Below are 17,505 nucleotides of genomic sequence, written 5' to 3'. Positions count from 1 at the left end.
GTGGAAGGCATTCTGAACGGCGGGCTGGACGCTGAAGCGGCGGCTGGCAGCAGCGGTGCATCGTGGGCCGAAGCGGGGGGCGAGGAAAGCGACCCGCTGTACGACGAAGCCGTCTCATTCGTGCTCAAAAGCCGTCGTGCCTCCATCTCCTCCGTCCAGCGGCAACTGCGCATTGGCTACAACCGGGCAGCCCGCCTGATTGAGCAGATGGAAAACGCAGGCCTGGTGAGCGCCATGGAAAGCAATGGCAACCGGACGGTACTGGCGCCAGCCACCGGGGAGTGACCTTCTGTGGTTGGCCAGACAAAAAGCGCCGGGGAAACCTGGCGCTTTTTATCTTTGTGGGGCGACGCACGCCATTGCCCTGTCGTTCATCCCCTCATCGTGAGACGACGATAGACAATCGCACGGGCACTCACTAATATACGCACCGCGTATATCTGGAGATCCCCCCATGTCCACCATGAGCCAGCAAGTTTTCCTGCGCGACGCTATGCGCAAACTCAACCTTACTCGTGACGGTTTTGCTGATCGTTTCGCCTGCAGCCGTCGTGCACTGGACACCTGGCTGTTGCCGGATGAATCCTCCGAATTCCGCCCCATGCCGGAAATGGTCGAGCGATTTGTCACAGAGATTTTGCAACGTGACGCCCCAGCCGGATATACGCAGAGCGTAGTGCAAACCGGGCTGCGTGACCGTATTTCAGCCAATGGTCGCCCGCAATTGCTGTCTGTAGATCAATTCACCCGCGAATCGGTGGGGGAGCTTTTGCGCGTGGCCGACATCATGCAACCCATCGCACGCCGGCAGAAAGTGTGCCGCGTACTGGAAGGTGCGGTCCTGGCCAACCTGTTCTTTGAAGCCAGCACGCGGACCCGTGTGAGCTTCGGCGCCGCGTTCTGCCGCTTGGGCGGCAGCGTGTGCGACACCACCGGCTTTTCTTTCTCGTCCATGGCAAAAGGTGAGTCGATTTACGATACCAGCCGCGTCATTGCCGGTTATGCAGATGCTGTGGTCGTACGCCATCCGGAAAAAGGCTCTGTCGCAGAGTTTGCCCGCGCGACCAATATCCCCGTCATCAACGGGGGTGATGGCCCCGGCGAACACCCCAGCCAGGCACTGCTGGATCTGTACACCATCGAGACGGAGTTCTCACGCCTTGGCAAACTCGTCGATGGCGCGCACGTTGCCATGGTTGGCGATCTGAAATACGGTCGCACCGTGCATTCGCTGATCAAGCTGCTGGCCTTGTACCGTGGCATGAAGTTCACGCTGATCTCGCCACCGTCGCTGGAAATGCCGGCGTATCTGATCGAGCACGCGAGCCGTAATGGCCATGTGGTGGAGGTCAGCAATTCTCTGCAGGAAGGCCTCCGGGGTGCGGATGTGGTCTACGCCACGCGTATCCAGAAAGAGCGCTTTGTGGGCGAAGAACTGGAAGGCTATACGTCAGACTTCCAGATCACCGCCGCTGTGGTCAACGCGTACTGCAAAGCCGACACCATCATCATGCATCCGCTGCCGCGCGACAGTCGCGAAGGCGCCAATGACCTGTCGACTGACCTGAACCACGACCCGCGCCTGGCCATCTTCCGTCAGACCGACAATGGTATTCCGGTACGCATGGCTATTTTTGCGACGCTGTTGGGCGTGGAAAACCAGATCCAGCGCAACATGCGTGATGTCACCTGGCGGGCGCCGCAGCACGTTGGGCCGGATGATGCTGCGTTTTACACGATGGAGTGATGCAATCAGCATCTGAACCCGATACTGACGGAACCGACATGCAGCTTCCTACTCCAGCCAATCTGTTTGCCAGCGTGTTTTTCAGCATTGTTGGCTTTACCGCCCTGCGTTACGGCAAGAAGCGCGGTCTGCGTGTGCCGATCGTCGTGGGCATTGCGCTGATGATCTATCCGTATTTCATTTCGCAAACGTGGCTCTTGTATCTGATCGGGCTTGCGTTGTGCGTGGGCATGTTTGTCGTGCGCGCCTGATTGCCCATTCGCTGAGCAGCAAAAAGCCGGTGTCCCAGACGCCGGCTTTTTTGTTTTTTGGGGCACGCCACCCACGGTTGCATTGCTCTACACTGCGAGCACAAACAACAACACAACCGCAGCGCACATTACATCCATCATGAGACTTCTGAAGCAGGAATCCTTTCTACTGATCGCGGTGCTGGCCACCGTGACCGCCTATGTGTTTGAACATGTGGCACTCGCAGGCGGGCAGAGCGCGGCGCTGATTGCATCCGTGCTGATCATCATCGCCATTTTGCTGGCCTCCCTGCGCGTGGCGCATCACGCCGAGGTGCTGGCCGAAAAGTTTGGCGAACCCTACGGCACCATGATCCTGACGCTTTCAGCCGTCCTGGTGGAAGTCGTCATTCTGGCCATCATGACCAGTCACGCTCCGGCGCCTACGTTGATGCGTGACACGGTGTACTCGGCGGTCATGCTGGACATCAACGGCATTCTGGGTCTGGCGGCCATTCTGGGTGGCCTCAAGCATGGTGAGCAACCCTACAACGTGGACTCCGGCAATACCTACCTGGTGATGATCCTGACCGCCATGGGGATTTCCATGGTCGTGCCAGAGTTCATTCCGCAAGGTAAATGGCAGGTGTACTCCATCTTCACCATCGTCGTCATGGTGTTGATGTATGGCATGTTCCTGCGCCTGCAAACCGGCAAACACAGTTACTTTTTCAGCTACAAATACGGTTCACGTCGACATGGCACCGAACAGCAGCACGAAGAAGATGGGGAAGAAGCGCACGGCGACGTACGGGCGTCTGCAAGCTTGCTGGTCGCCGGCATCGTGCTGATTGGTGCGCTGGCGGAGGTCATGTCAAAAACGCTGGATGTCGGCCTGGCTGGCACCGGTGTCCCACCCATCACCGCAGCCCTGATTGTCGCGGTGATCAGCGCCAGCCCGGAAATCCTGACCGCACTGCGCTCTGCACTGGCCAACCGCATGCAGGGCGTCGTGAACATTGCGCTGGGCGCTTCGCTCTCTACCGTGATTCTGACCGTGCCGGTGATTGAAGGTCTGGCGCTGTTGCGTGGCGAACCAATTTATATGGCGTTGTCCCCGACGCAAACGGTGATGATGCTGCTGACCCTGCTGGCCGCAGCGATCAACTTGCATGATGGCGAAACCAACGCCATTGAGGGGCTGACGCACTTTGTGCTGTTTGCCACCTTCCTGATGCTGGCGGCATTGGGTATGTAACACCGACGGCCACAGAGGCGATGCCAGGTGAATAAGTCTGGCTTCGCCCCCACCTGTGTCAGGCGCGGACCAGAACCACGTATAGTGTGATCCTTGCAAACCCGATCCAGCCATCAGGAGCCGGCCATGACTGCCTTGGCCAAAGCAGCAATGCATTTGCTGCTGATTGATCCGCAGAATGATTTTTGCGACATCCCGGGCGCTGCCCTGCCCGTGCCCGGCGCCAATGCCGACATGCAGCGCGTAGCCGACCTGGTGGCCCGCCATGGCAGCCAGTTCGATGCGATTCACGTCACACTGGATAGCCACCGGCCCATCGACATTGCCCACCCGGCATGGTGGCGCGACGAAAGCGGCCAGATGCCCCCACCGTTCACCATCATCGCAGAGGCAGATGTAGCGGCAGGGAAATGGCAAGCGCGTGATACGGAACAACAAGCCGCCAGCCTGCATTACGTGCAGGAGCTGGCGCGCCGTGGCCATTACCAGTTACTGGTCTGGCCGGAACATTGCCTGATCGGCAGTTGGGGCCATAACGTGCATGCCGGTCTGTTTGATGCACTCAACCAATGGTCACGCCAGCAAATCCGCCCGGTGCACTACCAAATCAAAGGCCTGAACGCGGCAACCGAGCATTATTCAGCCATTCAGGCCGAAGTCCCTGATCCGGCGGATCCACACACCCTGCCTGACCAGGACTGGATTGCCCAACTGAAAACGGCCGATACCATCGTTATTGCAGGCGAAGCGTTATCCCACTGCGTGGCCGGCACCGTGCGTGATCTGGCCGATCAACTGGGTGACGCGCAGGTCCACAAGCTGCTATTACTGACTGATTGCTGCAGTGCTGTCAGCGGTTTTGAAGAAGCAGGCAAAGCCTTTGTGCAGGAACTCACGGCGCGGGGAATGCGCACCGCCACCAGTGACACATTGTTTGCCTGAACCAGACCCATCATGATCCAACCCGTTGTTCTGATTTTTGCCGGCGCTGCACGCGCCAGGAGCACTGCATGACCGTCGCCAACCCGGTGATTGAATCCCTGCTGGACACCGATCTTTACAAGTTCACCATGATGCAGGAAATCCTGCACCATCAGCCTGAGACACAAGCGGAATACACATTCCGCTGCCGCAACAAGCCCGCCTACCCGCTGGCCACCCTTAAGGCGGAAATCGACGCCCAGCTTGATCACCTGTGCACCTTGCGGTTCTCAGAGGAAGAACTGGCTTACCTGGGTGGTTTGCGATTCATGCGGGGCGACTTTATTGATTTTCTGCGTTTGTTCCAGTTACAGCGCAAATTCATTTCCGTCGAAGAATCAACCACAGTCCCTGGCAATCTGGACATTCGCGTATGTGGACCCATGCTGCACTGCATGTTGTTCGAGATCTACGCGCTGTCCATCGTCAACGAGGTGTATTTCCGTCACTTCGACCAGAGCGCCGCACTGATGGAAGGCCGCAAGCGACTGGCGGCCAAAGTTGATCTCTTGCGCGAGTTCGCCAAAGAACCGCAGGAACGTTCCAACTTCATCTTTTTTGACTTTGGCACGCGCCGCCGTTTTAGCCGCGATTGGCAAGAAGAAGTCGTCGCCACGCTCGCGCGTGATGCAAAACCGTTTATGCGCGGCACCAGCAATATCCTGCTGGCCATGCGCCAGGGCCTGACGCCGATCGGCACCATGGCCCATGAATACATGCAGGCTTTTCAGTGTTTTGGCAGCCGGCTGCGGGACTTCCAGAAAAACGCGCTGGAACACTGGGTGCGGGAATATCGCGGTGACTTGGGGATCGCATTGACCGACGTGGTCGGCATGGATGCTTTCCTGCGTGACTTTGACCTGTATTTCTGCAAGCTGTTTGACGGCCTGCGCCATGATTCGGGCGACCCGTTCACCTGGGGCGAAAAAGCGATCGCCCATTACGAGAAAATGCGGATTGATCCTTCCACCAAGCAATTGGTGTTCAGCGACGGCCTTGATCTGGAACGTGCCATTGCGCTGTACCGCCACTTTGGCGAACGCACCAAACCGTCCTTCGGTATTGGCACCAATCTGACCAATGATTGCGGCATCGAACCGCTGCAGATCGTCATCAAGCTCACGCGATGTAACGGGCAATATGTGGCCAAAGTCAGCGATAGCCCAGGTAAAGGAATGTGTGAGGACGTCAATTTCCTCAACTATCTGTGCGATGTGTTTGATATTCCCAACCGGGAACTGGTCTTGCCCCACTAAGCACTCGCACTCACAAAAAAGCCGGCATGCGCCGGCTTTTCTGTTTCTGGGCTCGCTGCACTTTATGCGGCAGTTTGCCCCGCCATTTGCTGCGCCTGAATCGCCGTCAGCGCAATGGTAAACACGATATCGTCCACCAGCGCACCACGCGAGAGGTCGTTCACCGGTTTGCGCAGGCCTTGCAGCATCGGGCCTACGCTGACCACGTGTGCGCTGCGCTGGACGGCTTTGTAGGTGGTGTTGCCGGTGTTCAGATCAGGGAACACAAACACCGTGGCCTGGCCGGCGACCTTGCTGCCGGGCGCTTTTTGCGCGGCGACGTCGGCAGTAGAGGCCGCATCGTATTGCAGCGGGCCATCCAGCAGCAGTTCCGGATGTTTCTCGTGTGCCAGTTCAGTGGCTTCGCGCACTTTATCCACATCTACACCAGCACCGGACTTACCCGTGCTGTAGCTGATCATCGCCACTTTGGGATCAATCCCGAATGCCAACGCACTATCCGCACTTTGCTTGGCAATTTCCGCCAGTTGAATTGCCGTCGGGTTCGGGTTGATAGCGCAATCGCCGTAAACCAGCACTTGATCAGGCATCAACATGAAAAACACAGACGAGACAATCGATGAGCCAGGCGCAGTCTTGATCAGTTGCAGCGCAGGTCGCACGGTACTGGCGGTAGTGTGGATCGCACCAGAGACCAGACCGTCGACCTTGTTCACGGCCAGCATCATGGTGCCCAGCACAACCGAATCACCCAGTTGCTCCAGCGCCTGAATATCGGTCAGGCCCTTGCTCTTTCTGAGTTCAACCATTGGCGCAACGTATTCCTGGCGGATTTCTTCCGGATCCAGAATCTGCAAACTGGCCGGCAATTGCACGCCTTGCGCGGCGGCAACGGCCTCAATGGTGGCGCGCTTGCCCAGCAATACACAGTGGGCAATGCCTTTTTCTTCACACACCACAGCGGCCTTGATGGTGCGCGGTTCTTCGCCCTCTGGCAGAACAATGCGTTTTTTGTGTGCGCGCGCCTTCTGGATCAATTGATAACGGAAGGCAGGCGGCGACATACGCGTAGACGGCGCGACCTTCACGGCATTCATCAAATGCACCGTACCCAGTTGATCAGCCACTGCATCGAGCACCAGATTCATGCGCTCGGTGTCATCTGCGGCCACAGCTGGCGGCACGCGGCTAATGCGTTCTGCGGTGCCGTAGCTGTCGGTGTCTGTACGCAAGACCGGAATACCACTCTTGAGCGCCATAGTCGCCAGAGCCTGAATCCGTGGGTCCGGCGCGCTGGTATGCGTTAACAACAAGCCAGCCAGCTGGATACCACTGCTGGCAGCCAGCGCTGTCGCCAGCATCACGTCGTCACGATCACCCGCGCTGACAATCAATGCACCGGGCTTCATCCGCTCAACTACTTCGGGCACCGAGCGGGCAGCGATCACGGTTTCCTGAACGCGCCGGGTCGCCAGTTCGCCCTCGATCAGAATCTCTGCATTCAGGTGCCGCGCCACGTCCAGCGTGCGCGGTGCCATCAGACCGGCGTCGTATTTGATCACGCCCCATAGCGCGATCCCGTCCAGTTCGTACTGCGCCGAAGCTGAATCAAAACTGGCCGGGGCCTTGTTGAAGATCACGCCCGCAACACGGCGCCCTTCGTTTTGCAACTGGCGGCCGGTCACCCGGGCTTCTGCGGCAGCGCCAGGCACTGAAGCATTGGAGACGAGAATGATCTCAGCCTGCATGCTGCGGGCAATCTCATCATTCAGGCGCGCGGTAATCGGGTTGCTGGCATCAATGTGCAGGCCTTCAATCACCAGTACATCCACGCCTTGCGCGGCAGTCATGCACAGGCTGACCACGTCTTCCAGCAGTTCATCATTCTGACCGGCCACGACCCGGGCCACGACCTGTGCGGTGGAAAGCGGCGTGGGGCTGTTGATGTGGCAAATGGTGCTGGCGAAATGGGTGGAGCGCTCAATATCGCCATGATCCTGCCCCACCGGTTTGACAAAACCGACCTTCAAACCTTGGTGTTGCAAGGCGCGCACGACGCCCAGCGACACCGATGTCAGCCCCACGTTTTGCCGCGTTGGCGCAATCAAGAATGTCTGCATATTGGAGTTCCTGTGCTCACCGCGCAGTGCGGTTGGTTTCGGCCAGGGGACATGGAATCACCATCATCCACTTAATGCCGTTGGTATAGTTTATACGTCATTACCCGGTCTTTTGGATGACGTACCGAGACGTCGGCCATGCCGCTAATTGAGCAAGATCATGCCTTGTTCGGATTCAACTTGCTTTGGGAAAAGGCAAATGAACCCAAGACCCCGCCGTGAATAGTTGTTTGACATTTTTGTGGCATGGTCAGCGCAGCTGTTGCAATGCAACATCAATCCCGGTACGGGCCGTTACCCTCAGGCCAGGCCGCCAGTCCTCGCCCCATTCCTGCAAATGGTGTCCAAAAGAAACGCCTGGATAATGGCGGGACATCGAGCGCCCCTCGCTTTAACGGATGACCGCGTTCTTTCCCACCTTGTCCGCTAAGCTCCGCCGGATTCATGACTGCTCTCTTCCCGATCATGCAGATGTCCTGGCCTCTTGCAGGCAGCATACTCAAAGCCGCAATCCTTGCCGGCAAGTCACTGTTATTGCGCGCATTACCAGCCATAAATGCAAAGAACCGGCACCTTTGTGGTGCCCACATCGCTGGGGTGTAGCGCAGAGCATGACTGGACGCTCCCTGGCTTTGACCCATCTCAAACAATGCTGGCAAAGTGCTCAGCTAACCCAAGCTATTGCCGCTTTAGAACAGCCCAAAAGGCCAGAAAACATGACTACCCACAGCAACCCGCTGCTGCAAGACTGGGCCACCCCGCATCAGTTGCCGCCCTTTGATCTTGTCCGCGCTGAGCACTTTGCGCCCGCATTTGAAAGCCTTTTCGCCGAACACCTGGCGGAAATCGACGCCATTGCCGCCAACTCGGCAGCTCCTGATTTTGCCAACACCGCCGCAGCATTTGATGCTGCAGGCGCGCGTCTGACTCGCGTGCAACTCTTGTTCGAGAACCTCACCTTGTCGGAGTCCACCGCCCAATTGCAGGCGGTTGAGTTGGACATGGCCCCAAAACTGGCTGCCCATACCAGTCGCGTGGGGATGCATGAAGGCTTTTTCGCCCGGCTGGATACGCTGTACCAGCAACGCCAGCAACTGGAACTGACTGAAGAAGAACGCCGTCTGCTTGATCGCTTGCATACCGATTTTGTCCGCACTGGCGCCAAGCTGGCAGGTGCCGACCGCACCCGTTTTGCCGAGATCGCCAGTCGTATTGCAGAACTCTCTGCCCAGTTCAGCCAGAACGTGCTGGCCGATGAAGCCGAGTTCCGCCTCGTCCTGGTTTCAGAAAAAGACCTGGCCGGTTTGCCGGACTTTTTGCGCGATGCCGCCCAGGGTGCCGCGCGTGAACGCGGCCTTGATGGCTATGTCATCACCCTGTCGCGCTCCCTCGTAGTCCCGTTCCTGAGTTATTCCACCCGCCGTGACTTGCGAGAAACCGCGTGGAAAGCCTGGGTCAGCCGTGGCGAAACCCCAGGACGTGAAACTGGCCCGCAAGCCCAGGAAATTCTGGCTTTGCGTTATGAAAAGGCCATCTTGCTGGGTTACAAGAATTTTGCCGATTTCGCGCTGGCAGATCGCATGGCCGGCACGCCCGAGGCCGTATACAACCTGCTGCAACAAGTGTGGGAGCCAGCCAAACGCCGTTGCGAAGCAGAAAAAACAGACCTGATTGCGATTGCCCGCAAACTGGGCGAGCCGGACCACATACAAGCCTGGGACTGGTTTTATCTGTCTGAGAAAGTCCGTGCTGACAAATATGATCTGGACGACGCCGAGATCAAGCCTTATTTCAGCCTGGATGCCATGCTGGGTGCCGCGTTTGATTGCGCCGGCCGTTTGTTTGGCCTGAGCTTCGCCGAGCGCCACGATGTATCGCTTTATCACCCGGACGTGCGCCTGTTCGAAGTAAGCCGTGATGGCGAAGTGATGGGGGTGTTCCTGTCCGATAACTTCGCCCGCGCCAGCAAACGCGGTGGCGCCTGGATGCACATCTATCGTGGTCAGTCGCGCAATGGCGCCACCAAATTGCCAATCGTGGTGAACAACAACAACTTTGCCAAGGCCAGCAACGGCCCGACACTGTTGTCGTTTGACGACGTACGCACGCTGTTCCACGAGTTCGGCCACGGCCTGCATGGTCTGCTGTCCAACGTGACCTACAACCGTCTGGCTGGTACCAACGTCCCGCAAGACTACGTGGAACTGCCGTCGCAGTTGCTGGAGAACTGGGCTCTGGTGCCGGAAGTGCTGGAAAAGCATGCACGTCACCATCAGACGGGCGCAGTGATCCCGGCCGAACTGGTGAAACGCATCCGTGCAGCCGCCACGTTTAACCAGGGCTTTGAGACCGTCCGTTACACCTCTTGCACGCTGATCGACATGGCGCTGCACCAAGAGACAGACCCGGCCGGTGTCGACATCGCTACCTTTGAAGCCACCGAACGCGCCCGTCTGGGCGTGCCGCCAGAAGCAGGCATGAACCACCGCCTGGCCCACTTCCGTCATCTGTTCTCGGATGAATGGTACGCGGCCGGTTACTACGTCTACATGTGGGCGGAAGTACTGGAAGCCGAAGCCTTCGATGCATTTGAAGAGGCGGGCAATCCGTTTGATCCGGCCCTGGCGGACAAGCTTTACCGCTACGTCTACAGCGCGGGCAATAGCCGCGAGCAAAAACTGGCGTTCCGCACTTTCCGCGGGAAAGAACCGGTGGCCGCGCCCATGCTGCGCAAACGCGGCCTGATCGAAGCCTGATTGCACAGGGTGTCCCACCCACCGGCCGTTCGCGGCCGGTGCGGTGAGGTGCATCCGCGTGACAGCCTGCCCGCGGCCGGAACACACAAAACAACTAGAAAAACCGAAAACAAAAAGAAGAAGAACCGCATCATGTTTCCCAATGCGCTTTATCGCTGGCCAGCCTGTGCTGTGCTGGCTCTGGCCTCGTTTGGCCTGGCTATGCCTGCAACGGCCAATAACACCTGTGCTGCGCGACATATTCCGGATAACACCAAAGTGGTGTTCGACGGCACGCTGGATGACGCGCTCTGGCAATCGGCCACCGAATACGATCAATTCTGGGAGTACCAACCCGTTGACGGCAAAGTCGCGCCCGTCCGTACGACCGTACGCGTGCTATACGACGCCAAGGCGGTGTATTTCGGCATTCGCGCGTATGACCCGCACCCGGAAAACATTCGCGCGCCGCTGGTTCGCCGTGACAACGTAAAGACCAACCAGGATTTCGTCGCGGTGTATCTGGACCCGATCGGCGCGGGTAAATCGGCCATGTTTGTACGGGTCAACCCCAGCGGCGTGATCTCTGACGGCACCTATAGCGCCGACACCGATAACGCAGATTTCTCGCCCGATTTTGAGGTTGATGCCAAAGCCGCGCGGCTCAAGGATGGCTATTCGGCAGTCATCCGTATTCCGTTCACGGAACTGCGGTTTACTGATAACGCAAAAAAGAGCTGGCAGTTCCAGATCATGCGCAGCTATCCGCGAGATCAGACTTATCTGTTCATGAGCGTGCCGCTGATGCAAACGGCAACGAACATGCTTGAGTTGATGACCCCGCTGGACGACCTGCAAGCCGCGCCGCCCAACAACAGCGTGAGTGTGCGGCCGCAGGTGACCCTGCGCGCGGATCGGGACAGCATTGCGGGTCAGCCAGCGCGACAGTCCCAGCATCTGGATGCAGGCGTTGATCTGAAATGGCAGCCCAATGCCGCGTGGGTGGTCGATGCCACGCTCAAGCCAGACTTTTCACAGATCGAACTGGATGTACCGCAACTGACCAGCAACGCGCAGTTTGCCTTGCAGTTGCAGGAAAAACGCCCGTTCTTTCTGGAAAGCAGCGATATTCTGGAATCGCCCTCGCTGATGAATGAGCAAGGTGGCAATGGTCCGCACGCTCTGTATACGCGTTCCATCACGCAGCCGGATTGGGGTCTGCGTGCCACCCGCCGCGACGATAATACCGAAGCCACCATCATGGCAGCACGGGATACCGGCGGCAGCCAGGTGCTGATTCCCCATGCGTTCACCACGGACGAGGTCGACCAACCCGAGTCGGATGTGGCCTTCGGCCGCGCTCGTACATATCTGGACAACCTCTCGATTGGAGGTTTGTTCACTGCGCGCAATTATGCAGGCGGGCTGGGCGACAACGCGGTGATCGGCCCGGATGTGGTCTGGCGTTCAACCGAGGGCGACCGGGTGCGCGGGCAGTGGTTGCTATCGAGTACCTCTGCACTGGCCGGTGACGATGGCCTGTTGCACAAAGGCACTGCACAAGGTGGCTCGGATGTACTGGTGGACTGGATTCGCAAAACGCCAGATTGGGAGCCCTCGTTGACGTATCAGCAGGTCTCCGATCAATTCCGCGACGACACCGGCTTTTTCGGCCAGGCCGGTTACCGGCAACTGACCGCGCAACTGGTGCAGAAAAACCGTCTGGGTGGTGACTGGAGTGAGATCGACAATTATCTGATGTACCAACAGTCGGTGACGACCGATGACGGCAGTACGGTACAGCGACTGGTTGATCCGGGCTTCACCGTGTACGGCCCGCACAATACGTCGATCAACCTGGAATACCACCCGGCCATGGCCCAGCGTGTCAAAGCTGGCGGAGAACTGCATCGTTTCAATCAGGTGTTGATGGATGTGCAGTCCAATCCGGCATCATGGTTTCCGTTTCTGGAAGCGAAAACCATTCTGGGTGATCAGGTGGATATCGAGAACGATCGCGTCAGTCCGGGCCTGTATACACTGGTTGACGCACGTTTCCGTGCGCTGGACCGGTTAGAGATCGAACCGCGATTCGAACAAACCGTGTTGCGCGGGCCAGATGGCGATACCACACTGCGAGATACCGCCATGCAATTGCTGGCCGTATTGCATTTCACCGGCCAGGATTCTGCCCGTGCGATTTTGCAGCGCGAGACGACTCGCCGCAGCGCTGCGTTACCGACTGACGTCGCGCCGTCGTTTTACCAGAGCGATTCGATCTCACTGACCTACGCACATCGCTGGTCTGCACTGAAAGTCTGGTATCTGGGCGCCACATGGAGCCAGGACATCCAGACCGGCAGCCTGACCACGCGAGATGCAGAGGTGTTTACCAAGTTCCAGTTCGAGATCTAGATCTCGGGCTAGTGAAAAGACGTACACAAAAAAACCGCAGCGCCGTGCTGCGGTTTTTTTGTGCGTTGTCCGGCATCAAACCGGCGCGGCGGCCTTCTTCAGCAGCACGTGCAATTCATCTTTGATGCGCAGTTTCTCTTTTTTCATGGTTTCGACTTCCAGATCGTTGTAACCCGGTACGTGGATTTCAATGTGCTTGATGGCGTGATCCAGTTCGTTGTGCCGGTTGAACAGACGGGTGAAATGCGGATCGCATTGTTTGAGCTGGGTAATGAGATCTCGGTATTCCGGAAACATGTGCGGCACCTCTGTCGTGGTCAAACCCTTAAGCTATGGGTTTGCCTCGCACCCCGTGCTGATCCGTATCAAGGCCAGTATCGGGCTTGTACTTCCGCAAAGCACGGATGGATCTCAATCCGCGCCAGCAGGTCGCTGAAGGCCGGGCGGGATTCCTGCAAATGCGCACGCGTACCTGACCATTTGGAGACCACCACAGCCAGGAAATCGAGTGCGCCTGGTGTTGGCCCATTCAAGAATGGCGCAGCCGGCCAGGTATCGGCAAAGGTGTCCCACAACAGATGAAGACGTTGGCGGGAGCCCAGTTTGATCGCCGCGAGCGTGTCTTCATCGGCCTGCGCAACCCAGCGCTCCGGGTAGTCGATCACCCCGATGGCCGCATAGCAGTTCGCGGCAATGTAAACCAGGCCGCGAATCGCCTGCGCCTGATCAGATAGATCAGTGGGCAGCAAGCCGCTATGCGGATAGGCCAGCCCAAGGTGAATCAGGATCGCGGCACTTTCGGTCATCACACTGCCATCTGGCAATACGAGGGTCGGGATCTGCGCCAGCGGATTGATGCGCTTGAGCTCATCCAGCCCCGCGCCGGGCTCCCAGGCGGCAGCATCGACCACCTTATAGGGGACATCCAGCAGCGCCAGGGCAGCTTCCACCGCAGCCGCGCCGGAGGTTTTGGTGCCATAAAGCGTGTACATGGCCATGACCTGTTGTCGATTGCGAATCGTCAGTTTAGGTCATGGCTTGCCTTGGCGTTACATCGTTCCCAGCGCGTGAGCGATGTGATGGCGCGGTACCTGTGGCTTGGGTACACGCACGGCAAACCAGCGCCGTACGTCTTGTTCCAGGGCAATGCCATGCATGAAGTTATACAGCGCCTTGTTCAACGCCTCGCCCATCAGGTCGTGATCCACCCCGGTGGGGTCGACAAAACCAACATCGTTGGTGGCGAAAGTGATCTCAGGCAGTGGCTCCAGCGTGATGCCATATTCTTGAGGGTTCTGGCCAACAGGCGAGTGCACCGTACAGGCAAAGCGGTGGAAGAAGCCAGACTGGATGCAACCCTCTTCAAACAACTGGCGCACATATTCCAGCGCGTCAACCGTGTCCTGTACCGTTTGTGTCGGGAAGCCATACATCAGATAAGCGTGGACCAATACGCCAGCCTCGGAAAACGCGCGTGTCACACGGGCGACCTGCTCTACCGAGACCCCTTTTTTCATCAGCTTCAACAGCCGGTCAGAGGCGACTTCCAGCCCCCCGGAGATGGCAATGCAGCCGCTATCGGCCAGCAACTGGCATAGCTCCGGCGAGAACGATTTCTCAAACCGCACATTGCCCCACCAGGAAATGGATAGATTACGGCGCAGCAGTTCTTCGGCCAGTGCTTTGAGCGCCTTGGGCGGCGCGGCTTCATCGACAAAATGAAAGCCCGTCTGGCCGGTCTCGGCGACGATGCGCTCAATACGATCAACCAGTTCCACCGCCGAGGCATTCTCATAGCGAGAGATATAGTCCAGGCTCACATCGCAAAAGCTGCATTTCTTCCAGTAGCAACCGTGCGCCACCGTGAGCTTGTTCCAGCGGCCGTCTGACCACAGCCGGTGCATGGGGTTGAGCATGTCCAGCAACGACAGATACTTGTTCAGCGGCAAGCCATCCCACGTCGGCGTGCCCACCTCAGCGAACGGCACATCGGCTTCCATCATGTTGATGTACTGGACCTTACCCTCAGCATTGCGCACAAACGTACGCACCAGCCGCTGTTGTGAACGCTTGCCCTCAATATGCTCCAGCAGCGCCAGCAAAGGGCGCTCGCCGGCATCCAGCGTCACATAGTCAACGTAATCAAAAACGCGTGGTTCTTTGAGTTCACGCAGTTCGGTATTTACAAAGCCGCCACCCAGACCGATGACAATCGATGGATCATGCGCTTTGATGGTCTGTGCAATGCGAAACGCGGCATACACCGCGCCGGGGAACGGTACTGACAGCAGCACCAGTGTCGGCTTGTGTTGCTCAATGGCGGCCAGCGTCAACGCGTGCAACGTGTCATCCACCAGATTGGTCGGCGCGGCCAGTGCTTGCGCCAGCGGATCAAACGTCGGCTGGCTTTGGGCTAGCGATTCGGCATAGCGCACAAATTCAAAACGCGGATCGACTGCCTCGCGCAGGACGTCCGAAATATCGTTCAGATATAACGTCGCCAGATGGCGAGCCCGGTCCTGCATGCCGAGCGCACCAAACGCCCAGGCCAGCGGATCGCCACCGTCTTCATCGACGTAGACTTCCAGTGACTCGAAACGCGGGCCTTCCGGCAGGAAATTGCGGTTGCAGATACGGTGACCGAGCGTCGAATCCCGCCCTTGCAAAAAACCCACTGTGGCATCGATCGTGGCCAGATATCGCTCAAACTGCTCGCAAAACTGGTACACCGCCGCGCTGCGTTTGCGCGCCGGAATGGTGTTCTGGATGTGATCAAACAGCTGTTGCAAACCGGGGCGACTAAAAAGGCTCAGTACAAGCTCAAGCGCCAGATCATGCTGGAATGCCGTGACATCGCGCGAGCGCAGAAAGCCCGTGAGATAAGCCGTGGATGGATACGGCGTATTCAGTTGGGTCATCGGCGGGATCAACGAGAGCACGCGCGTGCTCTGAGGGGTGGTCATGCGGCGCTCCGGGTAATCAGGCAAGACAGATACACCGGCGCGCAAGGCCGGTTACAACGTACAGACATAGGGCTCTCAAGATTTCAGCTCGCTCGGGACAGGGCGGATTGTCACACGAACGTGGCTTTGCAACGGTATATTCTGGCCTGCCAGCCGCCCACTGGCACCCTTATTATACCCGTTCGTATCGGGTCTTCTGACTCGCCGGAGCCTGTATGCAAGTACGTCGTTTTCTCCTCGCCGCCCTGACTGTGGCCAGCGCATTGGCAACCGCCGACGATCAGTCCTGCAAAGGCCGCAATGACCTGCCGCGTGTGCTGGAACATGTGTGCTACAACGGCACGCCAGACCCGGTCAGTTGTCCATATCACGATGACGCGTTCGGGATTTTCGAAAACAACCGCGCGCCCTATCACTACTTGCTGGTGCCACGACAAAAGGTCTGCGGCATTGAGAACGAAGCGCTTTGGCAAAGCGGCACACACGACTGGTTTGCTGAGGCCTGGCGCCTGCGGCATGTGTTTGCGGATGCCAAGCCAGTGAGTGGTGGTGTGCCGCTGGCGCGTGTGGGCATTGCGATCAACTCGATTCCGGGTCGCAGTCAGGGCCAGTTACATGTGCATATCAGTTGTGTCGAACAAGGCATAGCCAAACAGCTGGCCACCCAAGCCAGCCAGTTCAATAGCTCCTGGCAGCCGCTGGATCTGAACACCAGCGACGGGGTACAGCATTATCTGGCACGCCGCCTGGCTGGCCCGGACATTGACGCGGATGTGTTCGCCACCCTGGCCAAAGCCCATCCCGAACTGGCCGCCGACAAAGGCAACATCACCGCCTTTGCCGCCAGCGTGGCCGATGGCAACACCCAGCGTCCACTGATATTGATTGGCCACTATAGCGATCACAACCAGGGCCATGCAGAAGATTTGCTGGACGGCTGCGGCAATGTCCAGGCTGAGCCCAAACCCCAGTAATAGTCGTGTGACGGGTCACGCGCTCAACCCAGCATGCTCGACCACGCTGACAGTAACAACAACACGGCCAGCGCCTGATTAAGCCAGCGCCAGTGCTGTGGCGCATGCAGCAACATAGCCACGCCGCGCCCCAGTAGCGCCCACAGCGCCATACACAGCACGGCAGCGGCGAAGAAAATCAGCGCCATCAAGGCCACCCTGGTAGATTTATCCGGGCCGTTACCGGCAAACACGCTCACCACCGCCAGCGCCATCATCCACACCTTGGGATTGACGATCTGCAGCCCGCCACCCTCCAGCATGCCGATCTGGCCAGGACCCGTATCACCCGCTTGCGGTACTTCAGGCGGATGACGAAACAACAACCAGGATAAATGCGTGAGCCAGACCAGCGCCACCCACCTGGCGGCAGTCTGCATGCCCGGATGAGCCATCAACAAACCACCAAGCCCCCATCCGGTAAACAGCACGATCGACGAGGCCGCAACACAAATACCCAGCATCAGCCGCAATGCGGGCATCAAACCAAAGCGGGCACTGCTGGACAACACCAGAATGTTAGCCGGCCCTGGCGTGATCGAGGCGACAAGGGCAAACACGGTAAATGGGAGAAGGGATTGCATGCTCGGCTCCTGCGCATGAAGCGCGCTGTTGAGCCCTCATTGTTCAACGCCTCCCGTGCTCAGTCTGGAAGATCCGTGCACGCATTTCCCGATGCGTGATGACCTTCATCAGCAACTCGCGTCCGGCCATTTTCAGAAAAAACCCGAAGACATCCAGATTCCGCCTCCCCAGACTTGAGCGTTTTACCTATCCGCACGCGCTC

At 58.2% G+C, this 17,505-nt stretch carries 14 protein-coding genes; 9 read left to right on the top strand and 5 right to left on the bottom strand.

Annotated elements, in window-relative coordinates; all coding sequences use genetic code 11:
• The 6 genes from IEX44_RS20015 to pncB form a co-directional block, all read left to right on the top strand.
• Positions 1 to 285: DNA translocase FtsK (locus IEX44_RS20015; RefSeq protein WP_308423817.1), on the top strand; the 285-nt coding region annotated here is incomplete at its 5' end.
• A 169-nt stretch (positions 286 to 454) separates the two neighbouring features.
• Positions 455 to 1,747 (top strand): aspartate carbamoyltransferase, encoded by a 1,293-nt coding sequence (locus IEX44_RS20010; protein ID WP_188698423.1) that lies wholly within the window; start codon positions 455 to 457, stop codon positions 1,745 to 1,747.
• A 38-nt stretch (positions 1,748 to 1,785) separates the two neighbouring features.
• Positions 1,786 to 1,998 (top strand): hypothetical protein, encoded by a 213-nt coding sequence (locus tag IEX44_RS20005; protein ID WP_188698420.1) that lies wholly within the window; start codon positions 1,786 to 1,788, stop codon positions 1,996 to 1,998.
• Between the two features lie 139 nt (positions 1,999 to 2,137).
• Positions 2,138 to 3,235, top strand: coding sequence for a calcium:cation antiporter (locus tag IEX44_RS20000; RefSeq protein WP_229679357.1), 1,098 nt, complete (start codon positions 2,138 to 2,140; stop codon positions 3,233 to 3,235).
• Positions 3,236 to 3,361: 126 nt separating this feature from the next.
• Positions 3,362 to 4,177 carry a cysteine hydrolase family protein gene (locus tag IEX44_RS19995; protein ID WP_229679355.1) on the top strand — a complete coding sequence of 272 codons (816 nt, stop codon included), beginning with the start codon at positions 3,362 to 3,364 and terminating at the stop codon, positions 4,175 to 4,177.
• Positions 4,178 to 4,245: 68 nt separating this feature from the next.
• Positions 4,246 to 5,472, top strand: a complete 1,227-nt coding sequence (gene pncB, locus IEX44_RS19990; RefSeq protein WP_188698417.1) for a nicotinate phosphoribosyltransferase — start codon at positions 4,246 to 4,248, stop codon at positions 5,470 to 5,472.
• Positions 5,473 to 5,534: 62 nt separating this feature from the next.
• On the opposite strand, the gene pta is transcribed toward pncB, so the two are convergent.
• On the bottom strand, positions 5,535 to 7,592 hold the full coding sequence (pta, locus tag IEX44_RS19985) for a phosphate acetyltransferase (protein WP_188698414.1): 2,058 nt from the start codon (positions 7,590 to 7,592) through the stop codon (positions 5,535 to 5,537).
• A gap of 716 nt (positions 7,593 to 8,308) precedes the next feature.
• On the opposite strand from pta, the gene IEX44_RS19980 reads away from it, so the two are divergent.
• Positions 8,309 to 10,348 (top strand): M3 family metallopeptidase, encoded by a 2,040-nt coding sequence (locus tag IEX44_RS19980; RefSeq protein WP_188698411.1) that lies wholly within the window; start codon positions 8,309 to 8,311, stop codon positions 10,346 to 10,348.
• Between the two features lie 132 nt (positions 10,349 to 10,480).
• The gene (locus IEX44_RS19975; protein WP_188698409.1) at positions 10,481 to 12,742 is read left to right on the top strand and encodes a carbohydrate binding family 9 domain-containing protein; all 2,262 of its coding nucleotides are present in this window, start codon (positions 10,481 to 10,483) and stop codon (positions 12,740 to 12,742) included.
• Between the two features lie 75 nt (positions 12,743 to 12,817).
• Here the strand turns inward: IEX44_RS19975 and IEX44_RS19970 are convergent, their stop codons facing one another.
• The 3 genes from IEX44_RS19970 to IEX44_RS19960 form a co-directional block, all read right to left on the bottom strand.
• Positions 12,818 to 13,039 (bottom strand): HP1242/YdcH family protein, encoded by a 222-nt coding sequence (locus tag IEX44_RS19970; RefSeq protein ID WP_188698406.1) that lies wholly within the window; start codon positions 13,037 to 13,039, stop codon positions 12,818 to 12,820.
• 68 nt (positions 13,040 to 13,107) lie between these two features.
• Entirely contained in the window at positions 13,108 to 13,734 is a 627-nt protein-coding gene (locus IEX44_RS19965; protein ID WP_188698404.1) for a glutathione S-transferase family protein, read from the bottom strand.
• Positions 13,735 to 13,791: 57 nt separating this feature from the next.
• Positions 13,792 to 15,705 (bottom strand): B12-binding domain-containing radical SAM protein, encoded by a 1,914-nt coding sequence (locus IEX44_RS19960; RefSeq protein ID WP_188698400.1) that lies wholly within the window; start codon positions 15,703 to 15,705, stop codon positions 13,792 to 13,794.
• A 215-nt stretch (positions 15,706 to 15,920) separates the two neighbouring features.
• Between IEX44_RS19960 and IEX44_RS19955 the strand changes: the two genes are divergently transcribed.
• Positions 15,921 to 16,679 (top strand): CDP-diacylglycerol diphosphatase, encoded by a 759-nt coding sequence (locus tag IEX44_RS19955; RefSeq protein WP_188698397.1) that lies wholly within the window; start codon positions 15,921 to 15,923, stop codon positions 16,677 to 16,679.
• Between the two features lie 23 nt (positions 16,680 to 16,702).
• Here the strand turns inward: IEX44_RS19955 and IEX44_RS19950 are convergent, their stop codons facing one another.
• Positions 16,703 to 17,302 carry a LysE family translocator gene (locus IEX44_RS19950; RefSeq protein ID WP_188698394.1) on the bottom strand — a complete coding sequence of 200 codons (600 nt, stop codon included), beginning with the start codon at positions 17,300 to 17,302 and terminating at the stop codon, positions 16,703 to 16,705.
• Positions 17,303 to 17,505: the final 203 nt, after the last annotated feature.

Source organism: Silvimonas amylolytica (assembly GCF_014645555.1).
GTDB lineage: Bacteria > Pseudomonadota > Gammaproteobacteria > Burkholderiales > Chitinibacteraceae > Silvimonas > Silvimonas amylolytica.
Note: the sequence above shows the minus strand (reverse complement) of the source record. Positions and strands in the feature narration are given on the sequence as shown.